Annotated in this window: 15 protein-coding genes and 2 pseudogenes; 12 read left to right on the top strand and 5 right to left on the bottom strand. The window is 36.0% G+C overall.

All coding sequences use genetic code 11. The features are described from left to right. Positions 1–138 precede the first annotated feature (138 nt). Together UtA1_RS15300 and UtA1_RS15305 are read left to right on the top strand one after the other, a co-directional pair. Positions 139–1,473: a hemolysin family protein gene (locus tag UtA1_RS15300; RefSeq protein WP_172597925.1), complete on the top strand. Its 1,335-nt coding sequence runs from the start codon at positions 139–141 to the stop codon at positions 1,471–1,473. Positions 1,474–1,548: 75 nt separating this feature from the next. Continuing rightward, positions 1,549–2,433 (top strand): cation diffusion facilitator family transporter, encoded by an 885-nt coding sequence (locus UtA1_RS15305; protein ID WP_096551973.1) that lies wholly within the window; start codon positions 1,549–1,551, stop codon positions 2,431–2,433. 115 nt (positions 2,434–2,548) lie between these two features. Here UtA1_RS15305 and UtA1_RS15310 read toward each other — a convergent pair whose 3' ends face one another. Then, positions 2,549–3,199, bottom strand: a complete 651-nt coding sequence (locus UtA1_RS15310; RefSeq protein WP_096551975.1) for a response regulator — start codon at positions 3,197–3,199, stop codon at positions 2,549–2,551. A gap of 13 nt (positions 3,200–3,212) precedes the next feature. Next, positions 3,213–4,328: a GAF domain-containing sensor histidine kinase gene (locus UtA1_RS15315; RefSeq protein ID WP_016838170.1), complete on the bottom strand. Its 1,116-nt coding sequence runs from the start codon at positions 4,326–4,328 to the stop codon at positions 3,213–3,215. 195 nt (positions 4,329–4,523) lie between these two features. On the opposite strand from UtA1_RS15315, the gene UtA1_RS15320 reads away from it, so the two are divergent. From UtA1_RS15320 to UtA1_RS15330, 3 genes are read left to right on the top strand one after another with little or no spacing between them, the layout of a single operon-like run. Then, complete coding sequence (locus UtA1_RS15320; RefSeq protein ID WP_096551977.1) at positions 4,524–4,952, top strand: disulfide formation protein C; 429 nt, start codon at positions 4,524–4,526, stop codon at positions 4,950–4,952. Then, positions 4,949–5,419, top strand: coding sequence for a thioredoxin family protein (locus UtA1_RS15325; RefSeq protein WP_016838172.1), 471 nt, complete (start codon positions 4,949–4,951; stop codon positions 5,417–5,419). Before UtA1_RS15320 ends, UtA1_RS15325 begins: the two co-directional genes overlap by 4 nt. Positions 5,420–5,475: 56 nt before the next feature. After that, positions 5,476–6,324: an RluA family pseudouridine synthase gene (locus UtA1_RS15330; RefSeq protein WP_096551979.1), complete on the top strand. Its 849-nt coding sequence runs from the start codon at positions 5,476–5,478 to the stop codon at positions 6,322–6,324. Positions 6,325–6,584: 260 nt separating this feature from the next. Here the strand turns inward: UtA1_RS15330 and UtA1_RS17330 are convergent, their stop codons facing one another. Further along, complete coding sequence (locus UtA1_RS17330; RefSeq protein ID WP_172597888.1) at positions 6,585–6,728, bottom strand: hypothetical protein; 144 nt, start codon at positions 6,726–6,728, stop codon at positions 6,585–6,587. A 339-nt stretch (positions 6,729–7,067) separates the two neighbouring features. Between UtA1_RS17330 and UtA1_RS15335 the strand changes: the two genes are divergently transcribed. From UtA1_RS15335 to UtA1_RS15345, 3 genes and pseudogenes are all read left to right on the top strand, one after another. Next, positions 7,068–7,424 carry a hypothetical protein gene (locus tag UtA1_RS15335; protein ID WP_126434539.1) on the top strand — a complete coding sequence of 119 codons (357 nt, stop codon included), beginning with the start codon at positions 7,068–7,070 and terminating at the stop codon, positions 7,422–7,424. A 570-nt stretch (positions 7,425–7,994) separates the two neighbouring features. Continuing rightward, on the top strand, positions 7,995–8,177 hold the full coding sequence (locus UtA1_RS15340) for a hypothetical protein (RefSeq protein WP_096551983.1): 183 nt from the start codon (positions 7,995–7,997) through the stop codon (positions 8,175–8,177). Between the two features lie 111 nt (positions 8,178–8,288). Continuing rightward, positions 8,289–8,834 (top strand): annotated as a pseudogene (locus UtA1_RS15345) (IS256 family transposase); the annotation flags it as partial. 128 nt (positions 8,835–8,962) lie between these two features. On the opposite strand, the gene UtA1_RS15350 reads toward UtA1_RS15345, so the two are convergent. Further along, a complete protein-coding gene (locus UtA1_RS15350) occupies positions 8,963–9,790 on the bottom strand; it encodes an aldo/keto reductase (protein ID WP_096551985.1) in 828 nt (275 codons plus the stop codon). 167 nt (positions 9,791–9,957) lie between these two features. Here UtA1_RS15350 and UtA1_RS15355 point away from each other — a divergent pair. The 3 genes and pseudogenes from UtA1_RS15355 to UtA1_RS15365 all read left to right on the top strand — a co-directional run bounded on the left by UtA1_RS15355 (position 9,958) and on the right by UtA1_RS15365 (position 15,316). Next, positions 9,958–11,394: pseudogene (locus UtA1_RS15355) on the top strand (DDE-type integrase/transposase/recombinase). Positions 11,395–11,798: 404 nt separating this feature from the next. After that, entirely contained in the window at positions 11,799–13,232 is a 1,434-nt protein-coding gene (locus tag UtA1_RS15360) for a DDE-type integrase/transposase/recombinase (protein WP_096549692.1), read from the top strand. Positions 13,233–13,705: 473 nt separating this feature from the next. Continuing rightward, on the top strand, positions 13,706–15,316 hold the full coding sequence (locus UtA1_RS15365) for a long-chain fatty acid--CoA ligase (RefSeq protein WP_096551987.1): 1,611 nt from the start codon (positions 13,706–13,708) through the stop codon (positions 15,314–15,316). Positions 15,317–15,356: 40 nt separating this feature from the next. Here the strand turns inward: UtA1_RS15365 and UtA1_RS15370 are convergent, their stop codons facing one another. Then, positions 15,357–15,551 (bottom strand): hypothetical protein, encoded by a 195-nt coding sequence (locus UtA1_RS15370; RefSeq protein WP_016838176.1) that lies wholly within the window; start codon positions 15,549–15,551, stop codon positions 15,357–15,359. A 362-nt stretch (positions 15,552–15,913) separates the two neighbouring features. On the opposite strand from UtA1_RS15370, the gene UtA1_RS15375 reads away from it, so the two are divergent. Next, a complete protein-coding gene (locus tag UtA1_RS15375) occupies positions 15,914–16,798 on the top strand; it encodes a VOC family protein (RefSeq protein WP_096551989.1) in 885 nt (294 codons plus the stop codon). Positions 16,799–16,909: the final 111 nt, after the last annotated feature.

Raw genomic sequence — 16,909 nt, forward strand, 5'->3', positions numbered from 1 at the left:
AGAGATGGATGATTTGTATTTTTTTCAAAAATCCGTTATGATTATCTTATTAAAAATTAATTTTATTGTAGGAGGTGTACTCCTCATTTCACCCCTCATTCGGGCGTGGAACGGGGAAAGTATTTGGACGGAGACATAGTGGGGCTGACCATTAAGTTAGCTGTTTTTGCCTTATTAATTTTGTTTTCAGCATTTTTTGTTGCCACAGAATTTGCGATAGTAAAAGTTCGGGTAACGCGTATTGATCAACTTTTAGAAGAAGGAAACAAAAAAGCAATTAAGGCTAAAAAGGTAATTGAGAACCTTGACGAGTATTTATCTGCTTGTCAATTAGGAATTACCATTACTTCATTAGGTCTAGGTTGGTTAGGTGAACCTACTGTACAGTTGTTATTAAGTCCATTATTTAAATGGATTGGTGTAACAGGACCTATCACTGAAGTTCTTTCATTTATTATTGCATTCAGTATTGTAACGTATATCCATGTTGTGGCAGGTGAATTAGCGCCTAAAACGTTAGCGATTACAAAAGCTGAATGGGTAACGCTTAATTTTTCAGGAGCGTTGTATACATTTTATAAAGTGATGTATCCTTTCATTCACCTTTTAAACATGTCTGCTCGTGGTTTGGCAAGAATTTTCGGTGTGAAATCATTTAACGAAACCGATACAGCCCATACGGAGGAAGAGCTTCGTATGATTATGGCTGACAGCTTTAAAAGCGGTGAAATCAAATATTCTGAATTTGAATATGTAAACAGTATATTTGAATTCTCAGACCGCACTGCCAAAGAAATCATGGTGCCGCGAACAGAAATTACAACGATTGATAAGGAAGCAAAACTAAAAGATGTATTTGAAGTAATGGGTGTGGAACAATATACTCGCTATCCGGTGATTGATGGCGATAAAGACCACGTAATTGGTTTAGTCAACTTAAAACATTTATTAACTGCATATATAAAAGATCCTAAAAATGCAGAAAAAACAATTACAGAATATATGCAACCAATTATTCGAGTAATTGAAACTGTTCCAATCAGCGATCTTTTATTAAAAATGCAACATGATCGTATACACATGGCAATTTTAATGGATGAATACGGGGGAACTTCCGGTTTAGTAACCATCGAAGATATCATTGAAGAAATCGTTGGTGATATTCAAGACGAATTCGACGATGACGAAATCCCTGAAGTTCAAGAAATTAGTGATGGCCATTATATTATAGATGCAAAAATGTTAATTGAAGATGTAAATGAAATGTTGAATATTCATATCGATGATGAAGATATCGATACAATCGGCGGCTGGTTCTGGACTCAACGCTACGACGCTGTTGAGGGTGACAGTTTTGTATATGATGGTTACGAATTCAAAATTAAAGAATTAGATGGTCACCATATTTTATACATTGAAGTCATCAAATTGCCGGAAGAACAAGAACTCGACTTGTACTCAGTTGCTGAATAACGTATTTCAAAAACGACTTTCTTTTCTAAGAAAGTCGTTTTGTCATGTTCGGAACTTTTGTAGGGAGGAAAAAAAGTGGAGCTTTATACAAATTTACGAGCAGGGGAAAAAGGTGCCTGGGTGTCAATTGGCGCATACATATTTCTCAGCTCGATGAAACTCATTATAGGTCACATCGGAGATTCACAAGCTTTAAAAGCAGATGGTCTTAATAATACTACAGATATTATTGCATCTATAGCAGTTTTAATTGGTCTGAAGATTTCGCAACGACCTCCTGATGAAAACCATCAATACGGTCATTTGCGTGCCGAAACGGTTGCATCTTTAGTGGCTTCTTTTATTATGATGGTCGTTGGACTTGAAGTAATCTTTAGCTCAATTATGAACATATTTGACCCTGTTCGCAATTCGCCATCCACTTTAACCATTATTGTTGCATTAGGCAGTGCTGCTGTCATGTACATCGTATATCGATATAACTTAGCTCTTTCTAAAAAAATTAAAAGTTCTGCGTTAAAAGCGGCTGCCTATGATAATCGTTCCGATGCATTAGTTAGCGTTGGTACAGCCATCGGTATTTTTGCTTCGATTATCGGCTATTCAATTATAGATACCATTACTGCTTTAATCATCGGAGTGATTATTATTAGAACTGCATTGGAAATCTTTTGGGAATCAGTGCAAACATTGACAGATGCGTTTGATACCGAGGAAATCGAAACTTTATCCACATTAATAAAAAATGTAGATGGTGTTATTGAATTGGTGGATTTAAAAGGAAGAACACACGGAAATGCAACATTTATTGAAGTGACAGTGACAGTAAATCCATATTTAAACGTCTGGGAAAGCCATCGCATTACAGAAAATATCGAGTCAACGATTAAACGATTTGACATTAATTGTACAGCGCTTGTACATATTGAACCTCACGAGGCAGAAGAAGGTGCAGATTAAAAGAACAGAAGTACTAATTTAAAGGGAACAGTAGATCCATTTTATCGAAATTCTACTGTTCCCTTTAATCATTTATTTTATAAATGCTTTCCTTCGCAAATGACATAACTCTAATTTAAATTTTCCCTCTTCCTTCTGTTAACCCATGTTTTACTGCATAAAGAGCTGCTTGTGTTCGATCTTGCACTTCCAATTTCGCAAATATATTCGAAATATGGGTTTTGACTGTCTTTTCTGTAACAAATAATGACGATGCAATTTCCTTGTTGCTTTTTCCTTTCGTCAATTCCGCCAGCACATCTTGTTCACGTGGAGTTAATGGGTTTTTCACATGCGGCAGATTTCCTTCCTCCCTTAATGATTCTTCCAATTGTGTTGTGGCTACCGGGTGCATAATGCTTTCTCCATGCATTACTTGCCGAATGGAATTGACTAAATCATCCGGTTCAATATCCTTTAACTGATAGCCAGCTGCCCCAGCTTCGATGGCGGGAAGAACATGGTCTTTATCTGAAAAGCTTGTCAATATAATAATTTGCACTTCTGGCCAACACGCTTTAATTTGTTTCGTCGCTTCAATGCCATCCATCTCCGGCATGACTAAGTCCATTAAGACAATATCCGGGTTTAATTCTTCCACTAATCGAACTGCTTCCATCCCATTTTTCGCTTCCCCAACTACTTCAATATCTTTTTGGGTCTTCAAAAAGAATAATAAGCCTCTACGAACAACATGATGATCATCCGCAATTAAAACACGTATCATCCTGCTTCCCTCCTCAATAAGGTAATCGAACGAACAATTCGGTCCCTTTTCCAATCTCCGATACCCATTCAGCTGTGCCGCCAATTGCAGTAGCTCGATCTCGTATCGATTGCAATCCAATGGAAGGGATGTTCATGTTTTGATCAATTTTAAAACCTCTACCCTCGTCTTTTATAACGAGTAAAATATCTGTTTGTGTCACCGTTAAGTAAATCGTTGCTTCCATCACGCCCGAATGTTTTCGGACATTATTTAATGCCTCTTGAGTGATTCGGAATAATGTTTCTTCTACTCTTGAAGGAAATTGAATGACTCCTGATACATTGATCGTTAATTTGATCTTTAACATTTCTGCATAAGCTTTTATTGCATCGATTAGTCCACTTTCCAATCCTTGAGGCCTTAATTGCCAAATAAGAGCCCTCATTTCTGTTAATGCGGACTGTGTCAAATTTTGAATTTCTTTAAAGGTTTCCTTAATTTCTATATTATCGCTCATCTCTATTCCAGCACGAGCCGTTAACGTAACGGAAAACAATAACTGATTCACAGAATCATGCAAGTCGCGCGCCAACCGATTCCGCTCTCGAACTAATGCCATTTCTTGTTCTTGTTTCGTTAAACAAATACGTTTAATGGCAGATCCCATTTGAAAAGCTACAGATTCTAGCAATTCCAATTCTTCTTCTGTAAATACAACTGTATTGGGAGTAGCGACATTTAGTATTCCGAACCGTTCATTACCCGATTGTAATGGCACCGTTGCATGATGAGTAATTCCTGCCGTATCGCCCACCTTTTCCTCGATGGCATTTTCAATTCTTTGACATTCAATAATATTTGATGCTTTTTTTAGTTCATTTCGTCGGAATCGAGAAACACACCAACAACCACCCTTTTTTAAATATTGGCAGTCATTGTAACATAACCCTTCCGGCAAGTTCTCGTGGACTACAAGATTAATCTTTCCTTTTTCATTAATAAAGAAAATCCATCCTGTTGTAAAATTAGTTCCTGCTAAAAATTTTTTAAGTGCTCCTTTTAGCATTGGTATTAATTCTGTTTCTTCATTAAGCAGTTCCGCAATTTCTTTTAATAATGTAATATTGGAATGATCATTTACTACCATATAGCACCTCAACAAACACTTTGTAGTTTAATCATAACATTCCCCTTTTTCCCTCGCATTCGTTCAACTCTAAGACTTTTGAATGAATTTCCAATTTCTCGAACTTTATCGTTCTATTCATATGAATTCATTTACTTCGAAGTCAAAACAATTTATAATCAAACTGCACAGATTAAATCTTTTAGGAGAGTAATAATGAGCAAAAAATTAGAGAATAGTTTGCTATTTGTATGGTTAGTCTCTTTGGTAGCAACGCTAGGTTCTTTATATTTTTCCGAAGTTCGGGGTTATGAACCATGTGAACTTTGTTGGTATCAACGGATATTAATGTATCCAATTGTAGTCATTTCCCTTGTGGCATATTTACAAAAAAATGCTCGGATTGCGGTAACAACAGCCGTATTTTCTTGCATTGGTGGAACGATTTCCCTATACCATTATGGAATTCAAAAATTGGACTTTTTATCGCAACATGCACCAGCTTGTGGACGAGTACCATGTACAGGCCAATATATTAACTGGTTTGGTTTCATTACGATTCCATTTTTAGCGTTAGTTGCATTTATCTTAATTGCAATTACTAGTTTTTATATGTTAAAGGTTTTGAGGAGGACAAATAGTTGAAAAAGCTTGGAATTCTTGCAGCAATCGTTGTAATTTTATTTGCAGTGATCATTGTGTTAACAAATTTATCAAACAAAAGCAAGTTAGAAAACAATCCGTATGGCACAGACAATTTAAAACAATCTACAATTGATTTATTAGATGATGAAAATTATCAAAATATTATTTTGCCAGATGCTCTTAGAGAAAAAATTGCTTCAGGTGAACCAGTTGTAGCTTATTTATTTAGTCCTGAATGTCCACATTGTAAAGAAATGACGCCTCGACTCATGCCAATTGCGAAAGAAATGAATGTTCATATCGATCAATTAAACATCTTAGAATATGAAAAAGGCTGGGACGAGTATAACGTTGAATATACACCAACGCTAATTTATTTCGAGGATGGAAAAGAAGTTCAGCGAATGGTAGGAGCACATCCTGATGAAAACATTCGCAAATTCTTTGAAGAAGTGGTATTAAAATAAGTAAAATGGAAATCGTGTTCTTTATATGGACACGATTTTTCTTTGGAGGAAAACGTATGCATTTTCACTATGAAATTTCGCAAGATGGATTAACGGTAGAAACTTTGTTGCGGGAAAAATGGAAACTAGGAAAAAAACTCGTTCATGAACTACGAATGGCGAAAGCTGTGAAAAATACAGATGGTGAAGCAGTTAAATGGAATGAACCATTATCAAAAGGAACAATGCTATTTTTTATTTTTAGCGTCCCGAAATCCAACTATTCCCCAACGAAACAATGTGAAATCGAAATAAAATACGAAGATGATCATATTTTAATTGTTTCAAAACCTAAAGGAATGAGTACACATCCGAACGACAGGGACGATCACAATACTTGCATGAATCACGTAATGGCTTATATGAAAGATAAAGGGTTACAATACGCAGAGCACGTTCATCGGCTAGACCAAGGAACAAAAGGTCTGTTGATTGTTGCAAAACATCCCATTGCAAAATCAGTATTTGACCGAATGATTGAAGAAAAATCCATCGTTCGAACTTATGAAGCGGAAGTCCAAGGAATCATAAAAAAAGATCGTGGAACCATTAATGCACCAATCGGAAAAGATCGTCATCATCCTACACGACGAATCGTTTCAAAAACTGGTCAACATGCTGTCACTCACTTTAAGGTTGTGAAACGAAAAGAACATTCAACAGTTGTTCATTTACAATTAGAAACAGGCAGAACCCATCAAATCCGCGTCCACATGGCTCATATCGGCCATCCTATTGTAGGGGATGTAATGTACAATGCTCGTAAAACTTCGAAGCGCGATTATGAACTTCATGCCATTCAATTAGAATTTGAACATCCTTTTCTAGATAAACGTATCATTGTTAATGATAAAGCAAGTTCTTAATCTTTCCGCAGAATGAAAAATTTATAAGGCTGTTTAGAAAATGAATTTTTCTAACAGCCTTCTCTTATTTTAATCATACTATTGAATTAAAAGATTATTAAGGGAAAATAATAGTCAAACAAATCACTATAATAGCCATTCTCAATAAGTTAATAGCTATTCGTTAAAGCTTCATAATTTTGCTATTATAGTCAAAGTTGGGCAGATAATAGTCAAATGGTTGAATTATAGTCAAACTCATTAATTTATTAGCCAATCCATCAAAGGGTAAATTCATTTACACAAAATTCTTGACACTCCCTATTACATTTATCAAACAATTCAGCTTTAGAACTAATAGACCTTACATCCAGCATATTTAATAAATGGTCTGGAGCATGTTCTAGCATTTCTTGTATGGTCATGTTCAAAAGCTCCTATCTACAAAAATATTAATATATGAATTTATGAATATCTCTATATATTAAAATATTACTATATAAAGATACTAGATAATTATTTGTTCTTTCATTCATTCCCTTTCGATCTATTTTAGTGATTTTTCAAAGTGTTTAATATTTTCCTCGAATATAGGCAACTTCTTCGTTTCTTCTGCTTGTTTCACCAATTCTACAACTAAGTTATTACTAATTTAAAAAATAGTACTTTGTTAATTAGTAATAATTTTTAATATTTTTTATAATATTAAAAAACAAATTTTTGGTATTTATGTAAAATGATTGAAAAAAATTAAAGAAACATCTATGATGAAAAATTATGTTGTTTTATTATTTACGATTATATTATTTTTAATCGTTCCATCATTTGCTAAAGCTTCAGAAATTGAAGATGAAAGTAACTCGCTAGAATTACTTACTGAGGAAGAAATTAATATATTACAAGAAGATGTAGGACTAACATTAGAAGAAATTAAGACTAGATCACCAGAATTCTTACGTTCCTTAATCGAAGAAGGAGCAAAGAAGAAATTTATTACAAGTGATATAATTACTGTAACAGATGGAATTCCTAATAATAAGTTTAATACAATTCAACCAATATATACTGATCCACAAGGAGATTTAAAAGGTTCGAACCAAATGGAGGGAAGAAGCTTATGAAGTAAAATCAGATAAAAGTGGTTATAAAAAATTCAGAATTGTAGGAAGATGGTAGTGGATTTCTACTCCAGTAGTTACTTTAACAGATGCTTTTGCAATTGGTGTTGCAGATAGTGCGGGATTTAGTCTTCCTGTTTCCAACAATCAAGTTGTACAACATAGACATGAATATTGGACAGGCGCTGGTGGATGGCAATTAAGAGACTACGGAAATCATCCCGATGATTTTTCTACAAATGGTGGGGTAGGATGTTTTATAAATTTAAGACAAGGACAATTAAATCTACACAATGGTTATATGGAACAATATGTTTATACTAAAAAGTCATCTGGAGACGCTACTATTAAATTCGAATATGGACATCAAACACTAGCTTTGGGTTCAATTGGATTCGATAAAAATGGTGTATTTAGTGTTAGTGTTACAACAGGTGTTAAAAAAGGAAATATAGCAGCTAATCTTTCATGGTGATTGTAGTAGAAAAATCTCGCATATTAATGTTACATTGCGAGATTTTACTTTAATTTTGTACTTGTTATTTATTTTAATTCTAAAGGAGAAGTTTAAATATGTTTGCAATTATAGGATTTATTATTGGTTTTGCTAGCGGTGCATATTTTAAAACAGAAGTTTTTGCTGGACAGGGCTTGATTTTTGGATTTCTAATTGATATATATTTAAAACTAAAAAAGCTTGAAAAAAAGATTGATGAAAATCATAAAAATTACGAAAATAAAAGTCATATGAGGTGAACTACCGTGAGTATAAAACATTTTGTGTAAATAAAAAATCCAATAAAAAAGGAAGACCTTTTCTTGATAGAATAAAGTTACCAACAAAATCCCAAGAAAAGAGGTCTTCCTATTAATCAGTTTACAACAGAATTAATTGAAGTACTTGTAAAAAAACAAGATATTACAGAAGTTTTTCGTGTTCATTTAGAAAAAGCGATGAACTTCCTATTAGAAACAGAATTAACAGCCTTTCTGGATTACGAAAAATATGATCGTGCTGGCTTTAACTCTGGAAATTCGCGCAATGGGTATTATTCACGCACCCTTCATACGGAATATGGCGATTTACAACTTCAAATTCCACGAGATCGAAAGGGAGAATTTAAACAACAAACGATTGCTCCATATAAACGCACTATTGATTCACTCGAGACAACGATTATCCATCTATTCCAAAAAGACATTACTACGTCTGAAATAGCAGATTTAATTGAAAAAATGTATGGTCATCACTATACACCTCAAACCATTTCCAATATGACTAAAGCCGTTTCCGAAGCCGTAGAAGAGTTCAATCAACGAGAATTAGATAAACGCTATGTGTGTATTTATTTAGATGCTACTTATCTTCCGTTGCGAAGGGATACTGTAACGAAAGAAGCTATTTATATTGCTGACACTCCCAAGGATTATTGAAATGAAATAATAGGATATTATCCAAACTCAATTTAATATTAGTCAATCCAAAAAGAATAATAGTCAATCATCATAATAGCCATTCTAGATTTGCTCTTTTATTCCCCTTAAAAATCAAAATGGAAATTATCAGGATTTTGTCCATATCGCTCATTTTTATTAATCATTTTTATTTCAAGCATATCTTCATTTGATAATTCAAAGTCGAAAATTTGCATATTTTCGGCAATGCGGCTTGGTGTTACTGATTTTGGAATTGTAATTGTATCATTTTGATAATGCCAACGTAAAACGATTTGTGCTGGAGTTTTTCCATACTTTTCAGCGAGTTTTACTAAAGTGTTATCATTCAATAGGCGACCTTTGCCAATTGGTGACCATGCAGTCACGGCAATCTCATGTTCGCGGCAAAATGCTCTTAATTCATCTTGTTGCAAATACGGATGGCACTCAACTTGATTTACCATTGGCTTCACATTTGCTTTTGCGAAGATTTTTTCTAAATGATGTTGATGGTGATTTGATACACCTGGTACTCGGATTAATTTTTCCTCATACAGACGCTCAATGGCACGATAAGTATCGATAAACTTATCTTCAACAGGCCAGTGAGTTAAATAAAGATCCACGTAATCTAGCCCCAATTTTTTCAATGAAGTTTCAAATGCTCGAAGCGTTTCGTCATAACCTTGATCATTGTTCCATACCTTAGTTGTTACAAAAATTTCCTCACGTGGAATACCGCTAGCTCGTATCGCTTCTCCCACTTCTCTTTCATTGTTATATAGTGAAGCTGTATCAATTGCTCGATAGCCTAACTTTAACGCTGTATCCATTGCATTTAAAGCTTCTTCATGATCTTCCATTTTATACACGCCTAACCCTAAGTAAGGCATCTCTACACCATTGGCTAATGTTTTTGACGGTATTGCCATAAAATCACTCCCCTTACATTCATCGTATTGTCAAAAATTACTTAATAAAACTTACGTTTTTGTTGATATAACTAGTTTTATATAAAAAAAACTTGCCACCCCCTTAAAATTAGGGTATTTATGAGGTAACCACACACTCAAAAATCCCTAATAAAGGAAGTGACAAGTTGTTACCTCAATTATTAACCTATTTGCTTGAATATATCAAGTACCAAGATCAAATGATTCGAACATTACTTACCCTTCTGATTGGAAAAAACATGTTTGATAAGCCAACTGAAAAGCCTGTCAATAAGCCTTATCAAAAACTCCAGGTGGATGAGCTGCCAATCATTGAAACTCTACAAAAGCTCGATTATCAAATTCTTCTCAAAGAATATTTGGAGAAGAACGGGAAACCTCTCAAACCTGTTCAGAGGCGTTCCAATTCAAAAGGTAAAGTACCTTCATCCATGAAATGTCCAAGGTGTGGTGCTCCGTCAGATTATCTTTATGCCAATAACGGAGGTAAAGGACAGTATCAATGCAAGGTGTGTGCGTGTCTGTTTAATAAAAAGAATCAATATGCCAAGGAGGCTATACTAAAATGTCCACACTGTTCGAAAACACTCGAGAAGATCAAGGAAAGAAAAGATTTTCTCGTATTTAAGTGCAAAAACAATGACTGTCCGTATTACAAAAAGAAACTGCAAGGAATGTCTAAAAAAGAGAAAAAGCAGTTCGAAAAGGATCCTCCGTCTTTTAAAGTTCGATACATATTCCGTCAGTTTCAAATTGATTATCAGCCGTTAGCCAAACATTCACCTAAGAAGCCAAAAGTGGATTTGTCCAGGCTTCATGTGTCACCGCACACATTGGGGCTCATTTTAACCTACCATGTAAACTATGGCTTATCGGCTCGGAAAACAGCTGCACTGATGAAGGATGTTCATGGCGTACCCATCTCTCACCAGAGTATATTGAATTACGAAAACAGCGTAGCACTTCTTCTCAAACCTTATGTGGATCATTATCCTTACGAGCTTTCTGATCAATTCTGCGGAGACGAAACATACATTAAGGTGAATGGTCGTTGGCATTATCTTTTTTTCTTTTTTGATGCGGTAAAGAAAATTATTCTGTCCTACCCTGTTTCTCCAAATCGTGATACGGTATCAGCCATTCGTGCGATTGATGAGGCCTTATAGAAGATGAAAGAGATCCCGGAAGACCTCACCTTTGTCGTAGATGGCAATCCGATTTACCTTTTAGCACAACACTTTTTTGCCCAGCACGGTATTACGTTTGATGTGAAGCAGGTCATTGGACTAACCAACGAAGACCAGGTTTCAACGGAATACAGACCGCTAAAACAAATTATTGAAAGACTGAATCGAACATTTAAGGGCAATTACAGATCGACACACGGATTTGGATCCGATCACGGATCCGTTTCTTATGTGACTTTGTTTGTGGCTTATTTTAACTTCTTGCGGCCACATTCAGCCCTGGAAGGCAAAGTGCCTGTAGTTATTCCAGAGCTAAAAGGACTGCCGAATATGCCTGCACGTTGGACAAAACTGATTGGTTTAGCTCAACAATGGCTAGTAGAGCAAACTGCCTAACTTTTTGTTTAGCAGAGCCCTTACCAGCATCGGCGAAGCGAACTCTTGACAAACCGAACCAGTCAATGGTTTAAAATGGGAATTGGCAAGGGCTTCTTTGGTGTGCCTTCTTTTTGTTCCCTTCGCCCTTGTTGGTTCGAAATCAAACCATTGACGTGTTTGTCAAGAGCGATTGCGGCGGCATTTCCTCTAGTTTCGCTAGATCACATCCCTCCAAAACTAAGTTTTCATAGATTTTTTGACACTACCACCATATGCGTATTGTCAAAACTTTATATAGAAATAGGTTATAGAATCCTATATTAGAGGGCTTTATAAGCAAAAAACTTGCCACCCCCTAAATTCTAGGGTATTAGTGAGGTAACCACACCAACACAAAATCCCTAGAAAGGAGAAGTGGCAAGTTGTTACCTCAAATTATAACCTATTTACTTACTTTTATAAACTTTCAAGAACAAATTATTCGAACTCTACTTACCCTACTAATTGGAAGAAGCATGTTCGATAAACCCAAAGAAGCTCCTGTTAATCAGCCTTATCGAAAGCTTCAAATTGATGATTTACCTATCATTGAAAAGGTAGAAAAGCTCGATTATCAGCTTTTATTAACGGAATATCTTCAATCCAAAGGAAAACCGTTAAAACCAGTACGCCGTCGAGCCAATTCTACGCCCGTACCGTCTACCTTATGTTGTCCGAAGTGTGGTGCTCCTTCTGCGTATTTGTACGCAAATAACGGAGGAAAAGGACAATATCAGTGTAAGGTGTGTGCGTGTGTTTTCAATAAAAAAAGTCGTTATCAGAAAGAGGCCATTCTTAAGTGTCCTCACTGCCTTAAAACGCTTGAAAAAATTAAAGAACGAAAAGATTTTCACGTGTTTAAGTGCAAAAATGATATGTGTACCTATTATCAAAAAAACTTGAGCGCCATGACTAAAAAAGAGAAAAAACAGTTTAAAGAAGATCCACAATCGCTGAAAGTTCGCTACATTTACCGGAAGTTCCACATCGACTATCAACCGTTATCCAAACAATCACCAAAGCAGCCAAAAGTCGATTTATCAAGATTGTATGTTTCACCGCATACACTTGGGCTCATCTTGACGTACCATGTCAATTACGGATTATCGGCCCGTAAAACGGCAGCGATCATGAAGGATATTCACGGCGTGTCTGTCTCCCATCAAAGTATCCTAAACTACGAAAACAGCGTCGCATTATGGCTCAAGCCTTATATTGACTACTTTCCGTATGAGCTGTCGGATCAATTCTGTGGGGATGAAACGTACATCCGGGTCAACGGTCGTTGGCATTATCTGTTTTTCTTTTTTGATGCGGTCAAGAAAGTCATTCTTTCGTATCCAGTGTCACCAAATCGCGACACCGCAACAGCAATACGAGCGATTGATGAAGTACTAGTGAAGCTGAAAGAAATACCCGAAAACCTACAATTTGTAGTAGATGGTAACCCTATTTACTTGTTGGCACAGCATTTCTTCGCAGAAAACCACATATCGTTTGACGTAAAACAGGTCATCGGGCTAACAAATGAAGATGATGTCTCCAGAGAGTATCGACCTCTCAAGCAAATCATCGAGAGACTAAATCGCACGTTTAAAGGAAATTATCGATCGACACACGGCTTTGGTTCTGAACAAGGTTCTGTTTCTTTTGTGACATTGTTTGTGGCTTACTTTAACTTCTTGCGCCCACATTCTTCACTTGAAGGTAAAGTGCCAGTAACAATTCCAGAATTAGAAAAGCTACCAACCATGCCAGCGAGATGGACAGCCCTTATTAGGCTAGCTCAAGACTGGATTCAACAACAGTCAGCCTAACTTTTGTTTAGCTGAGCCCTATTCAGCTATCGGCGAAGCGAACTCTTGACAAACCGAACTTACCAATGGTTTAAAATGGAAAAAGTCAAGGGTTTATTTAGCATGCCTTCTTTTGTTCCCTTCGCCCTTGATTGACCTCTGAATAAACCATTGGTGTGTTTGTCAAGAGCGATAGCGTGGCATTTCCACCTAATAAATGGTAGGTAGTATGAACCGTGCTAGTTTTTCATAGAACTTTTGACACTACCACATTCATTAACCTCATTATAAACTGAAAAATATAAATAAAAAAATTATCTAATCCATCAATATTATAGGAATTAAAATTAATAGAAACTTCCTAATAAATTCATAGCATTATTTTCTCTTTAAAGTTAAAATATTCTATAATACGCCACATTTTTTAGTAATAATGTAGTATTCTTCTAAATATATTTATTGAAAGGGAAAAAAACAAGGGGGATGATGTAAAGATGATGGATACACCTTTATTATTAACGAGTTTTTTAAAACGGGCTGAGCGCTACTTTCCTGAAAAGTTGATTATTTCGCGTACAAGCCCAGACACAATTCACCGCATTCCTTACAAAGACTATGTCAAACGCACAAGAAAACTTGCAAGCGCTCTCACAAAGCTTGGGATGAAACGCGGAACAAAAGTTGGTTCTTTTGCTTGGAATCATCACCGGCATTTAGAAGCATATTTTGCAGTTCCTTGTGCCGGAGCCGTTTTGCACATGATTAACATTCGCCTTTCGCCAGAACATATCATTTATGTGATTAATCATGCGGAAGATGAAATTTTGTTAGTCGATGGAGATCTATTCCCACTACTTGAAAAAGCGATTCCTTACTTAAAAACGGTTAAACATATTGTTGTCATGCAAGATGATAAAACCGTTCCTGAATCCTCTTTCCCGAATGTCTATTCTTATGAACAGCTTTTAGAAGAAGCAGATGAATTTGAATTTCCGAATGATTTAGATGAAAACTCACCAGCAGGAATTTGTTATACTAGTGCAACTACTGGAATGCCAAAAGGTGTCGTTTACACTCATCGCGGATTAGTACTTCATAGTATGGCACTTGGTTTAGCAGACGGAATGGGAATCACCGAAAGAGACATTATCATGCCGGTTGTTCCAATGTTCCACGTGAATGCATGGGGAATGCCATTTGCTGGAGTAAATTATGGGTCAACGCAAGTATTACCAGGTCCTCACTTTACACCTAGTTTACTACTTGATTTAATTGAACAAGAAAAAGTGACGTTAACAGCAGGTGTTCCAACTATTTGGCTTGGCGTACTTCAAGAACAGGAAAAAAATCCTCGCGATATTTCTTCCCTAAAAGCTATTGTATCGGGAGGTTCTGCTTCGCCAAAAGGATTAATTCAAGCATTTGAAGATAAATACAATGTTCCGTACGTTATTGGATACGGTATGACCGAGACAACACCACTTGTTTCTCTTTCCAACTATACATCCGCAATGGAAGATTGGACGCGGGAAGAAAAATTAAATATCCGTGCAACACAAGGCCTTACTGTTCCACTTCTTGATACGGAAGTAGTAAATGACCAAGGAGAAGTTCCATGGGATGGAAAAACGATGGGCGAACTGCGGATTCGAGGTCCATGGATTGCCCATGAATATTATAAAGATGAACGAACAAAAGAAGCATTCCGTGATGGGTGGTTGTATACTGGAGACATTGCAGTTGTCACACCAGAAGGTTATATCAAAATTACTGACCGTACAAAAGATTTAATCAAAAGCGGAGGAGAATGGATTTCATCTGTCGATTTGGAAAATGCCCTCATGACTCACGAAGCTGTATTAGAAGCAGCGGTCATCGCCATTCCTCATGAAAAATGGCAAGAGCGTCCACTTGCATGCGTCGTATTAAAAGAAGGAAAACAAGCTACAAAAGAAGAACTACTCGATTATTTAAAAGATCAATTTGCGAAATGGTGGATTCCGGATGACATTGTATTCTTAAAAGAGATTCCAAAAACATCCGTTGGTAAATTCTTAAAAGCCAAACTACGAGAAGAATTAAAGAATTATAAAGTGAATGCATAATAAACTAAGGGGCGAATCTTTGTGAATTTGCCCCTTCTATTTAATTTTTTCTTTTCAATCTTTCATCTTTATTTGGATGATCTACAACATCTGATTGAATTGGATCTGGAATTCGATGATCATCTTCTAACTGCTCCCCATCCCGCAGTCTTTCCATTTGTTTCCCAAGCCAAATACAATCTTCTAGATTATTCGTCATATGCCCGCTAACTGGCATTTCATTTTTGTTTTCCACAGAAGTAACCTCCCAATTGTTTATATGAGTTATTGTGAACAAATCCTTCAAAAAAATGATATAGTAAAGTAAATTTATTTAAGCTATACTAAATTAGAGATAACATTTACTTAGGAGGTATACTTCCATGGGTACTGTTTTACTACTAGTAGTATGTGCTTCATTTCTCACAGCTATTTTAACTGCTGGACGTGAAGGAGATTACACTGAAGAATAATCTCTTATCATTCGAAATACGAAAAAAGGCAATCCTATTTTAGGGTTGCCTTTTTGTTTTATGTCTTGACTTTTTATACTTAACAAAATAAACTTAGTTACATAAAGTAAGTGGATTGATTAATATCACTTTAAGGAGACTTTGTATGGCGACACATTTTCATAAAAAACCAAACACATATGTTTCTCACGTTCAAATAAAGGTATCAAATTTAGATCGCTCTTTAGAATATTACAAAAATATTATTGGCTTTGACGTGTTGGAGCAAACCGAAAAAGCAGCTGCTTTTACAACAGATGGAAAAACAAGCATTCTTTCCATTGAGCAAGTAGACAATGCACTTCCTTTACAGAGAGGTCAAACTGGTCTTTATCATTTTGCGATATTGCTCCCTACTAGAAAGGATTTAGGAAATTTCATTCAACATATTTCTCAACTAAATGTTCAAATTGGTGCAGGTGACCATCATGTGAGCGAAGCCATTTATTTATACGATCCGGACGGAAATGGCATTGAAGTGTATGCAGACCGTCCAGAAGCACAGTGGTTTTGGAATGAAAATACCGTTTATATGACAACGGAACCCGTTAATTTCCGTTCCCTTCTTGATTTAGCGGATGGTCATTGGAATGGATTACCTAAAGGAACAGTGATGGGGCATATTCATTTATCTGTATCTGATCTTTTAAAATCAGAAGAATTTTATACAAAAGCTTTAGGTTTTGAAGTTGTTACAAGATATGGAAGCCAGGCGTTATTCATTTCCACTGGAAAATACCATCATCACATTGGATTAAACACTTGGGAGAGCTTAGGAGGTTCTCCTTCTAGTGAAAAAAGTGTTGGTTTAAAATCCTATACATTAGTGCTGGATAACGAGGAACAAGCAGAAAAAATTAAAGGTCATTTAAAAGAAATGGGGCATGTTGTAGAACGATTTGAAGGAGCTTCAAAATATGGAGGCCATCAAGAGTTTTCAACCATTGACCCTTCAGGAATCCGCATTGTTTTTACATTGGATGGCGAATAAATATTAAAAGGTGTCTTGAAAGTCGAAAACTTCCAGACACCTCCTTTCTAGTTGAAGCAAGCTTCCCCTATCCTCGTCGCAAACTGGCCGTCTTTTGGGCATTTGTAAAAA

The organism is Ureibacillus thermosphaericus, from assembly GCF_002370195.2.
Lineage (GTDB): Bacteria > Bacillota > Bacilli > Bacillales_A > Planococcaceae > Ureibacillus > Ureibacillus thermosphaericus.

Bases quoted from the DNA above. Each gene is read 5' to 3' on its own strand.
- UtA1_RS15310 (WP_096551975.1), bottom strand. From the start codon at position 3,199: ATGATACGTGTTTTAATTGCGGATGATCATCATGTTGTTCGTAGAGGC.
- UtA1_RS15315 (WP_016838170.1), bottom strand. From the start codon at position 4,328: ATGGTAGTAAATGATCATTCCAATATTACATTATTAAAAGAAATTGCG.
- UtA1_RS15320 (WP_096551977.1), top strand. From the start codon at position 4,524: ATGAGCAAAAAATTAGAGAATAGTTTGCTATTTGTATGGTTAGTCTCT.
- UtA1_RS15330 (WP_096551979.1), top strand. From the start codon at position 5,476: ATGCATTTTCACTATGAAATTTCGCAAGATGGATTAACGGTAGAAACT.
- UtA1_RS17330 (WP_172597888.1), bottom strand. From the start codon at position 6,728: ATGACCATACAAGAAATGCTAGAACATGCTCCAGACCATTTATTAAAT.
- UtA1_RS15335 (WP_126434539.1), top strand. From the start codon at position 7,068: ATGATGAAAAATTATGTTGTTTTATTATTTACGATTATATTATTTTTA.
- UtA1_RS15340 (WP_096551983.1), top strand. From the start codon at position 7,995: ATGTTTGCAATTATAGGATTTATTATTGGTTTTGCTAGCGGTGCATAT.
- UtA1_RS15350 (WP_096551985.1), bottom strand. From the start codon at position 9,790: ATGGCAATACCGTCAAAAACATTAGCCAATGGTGTAGAGATGCCTTAC.
- UtA1_RS15365 (WP_096551987.1), top strand. From the start codon at position 13,706: ATGATGGATACACCTTTATTATTAACGAGTTTTTTAAAACGGGCTGAG.
- UtA1_RS15375 (WP_096551989.1), top strand. From the start codon at position 15,914: ATGGCGACACATTTTCATAAAAAACCAAACACATATGTTTCTCACGTT.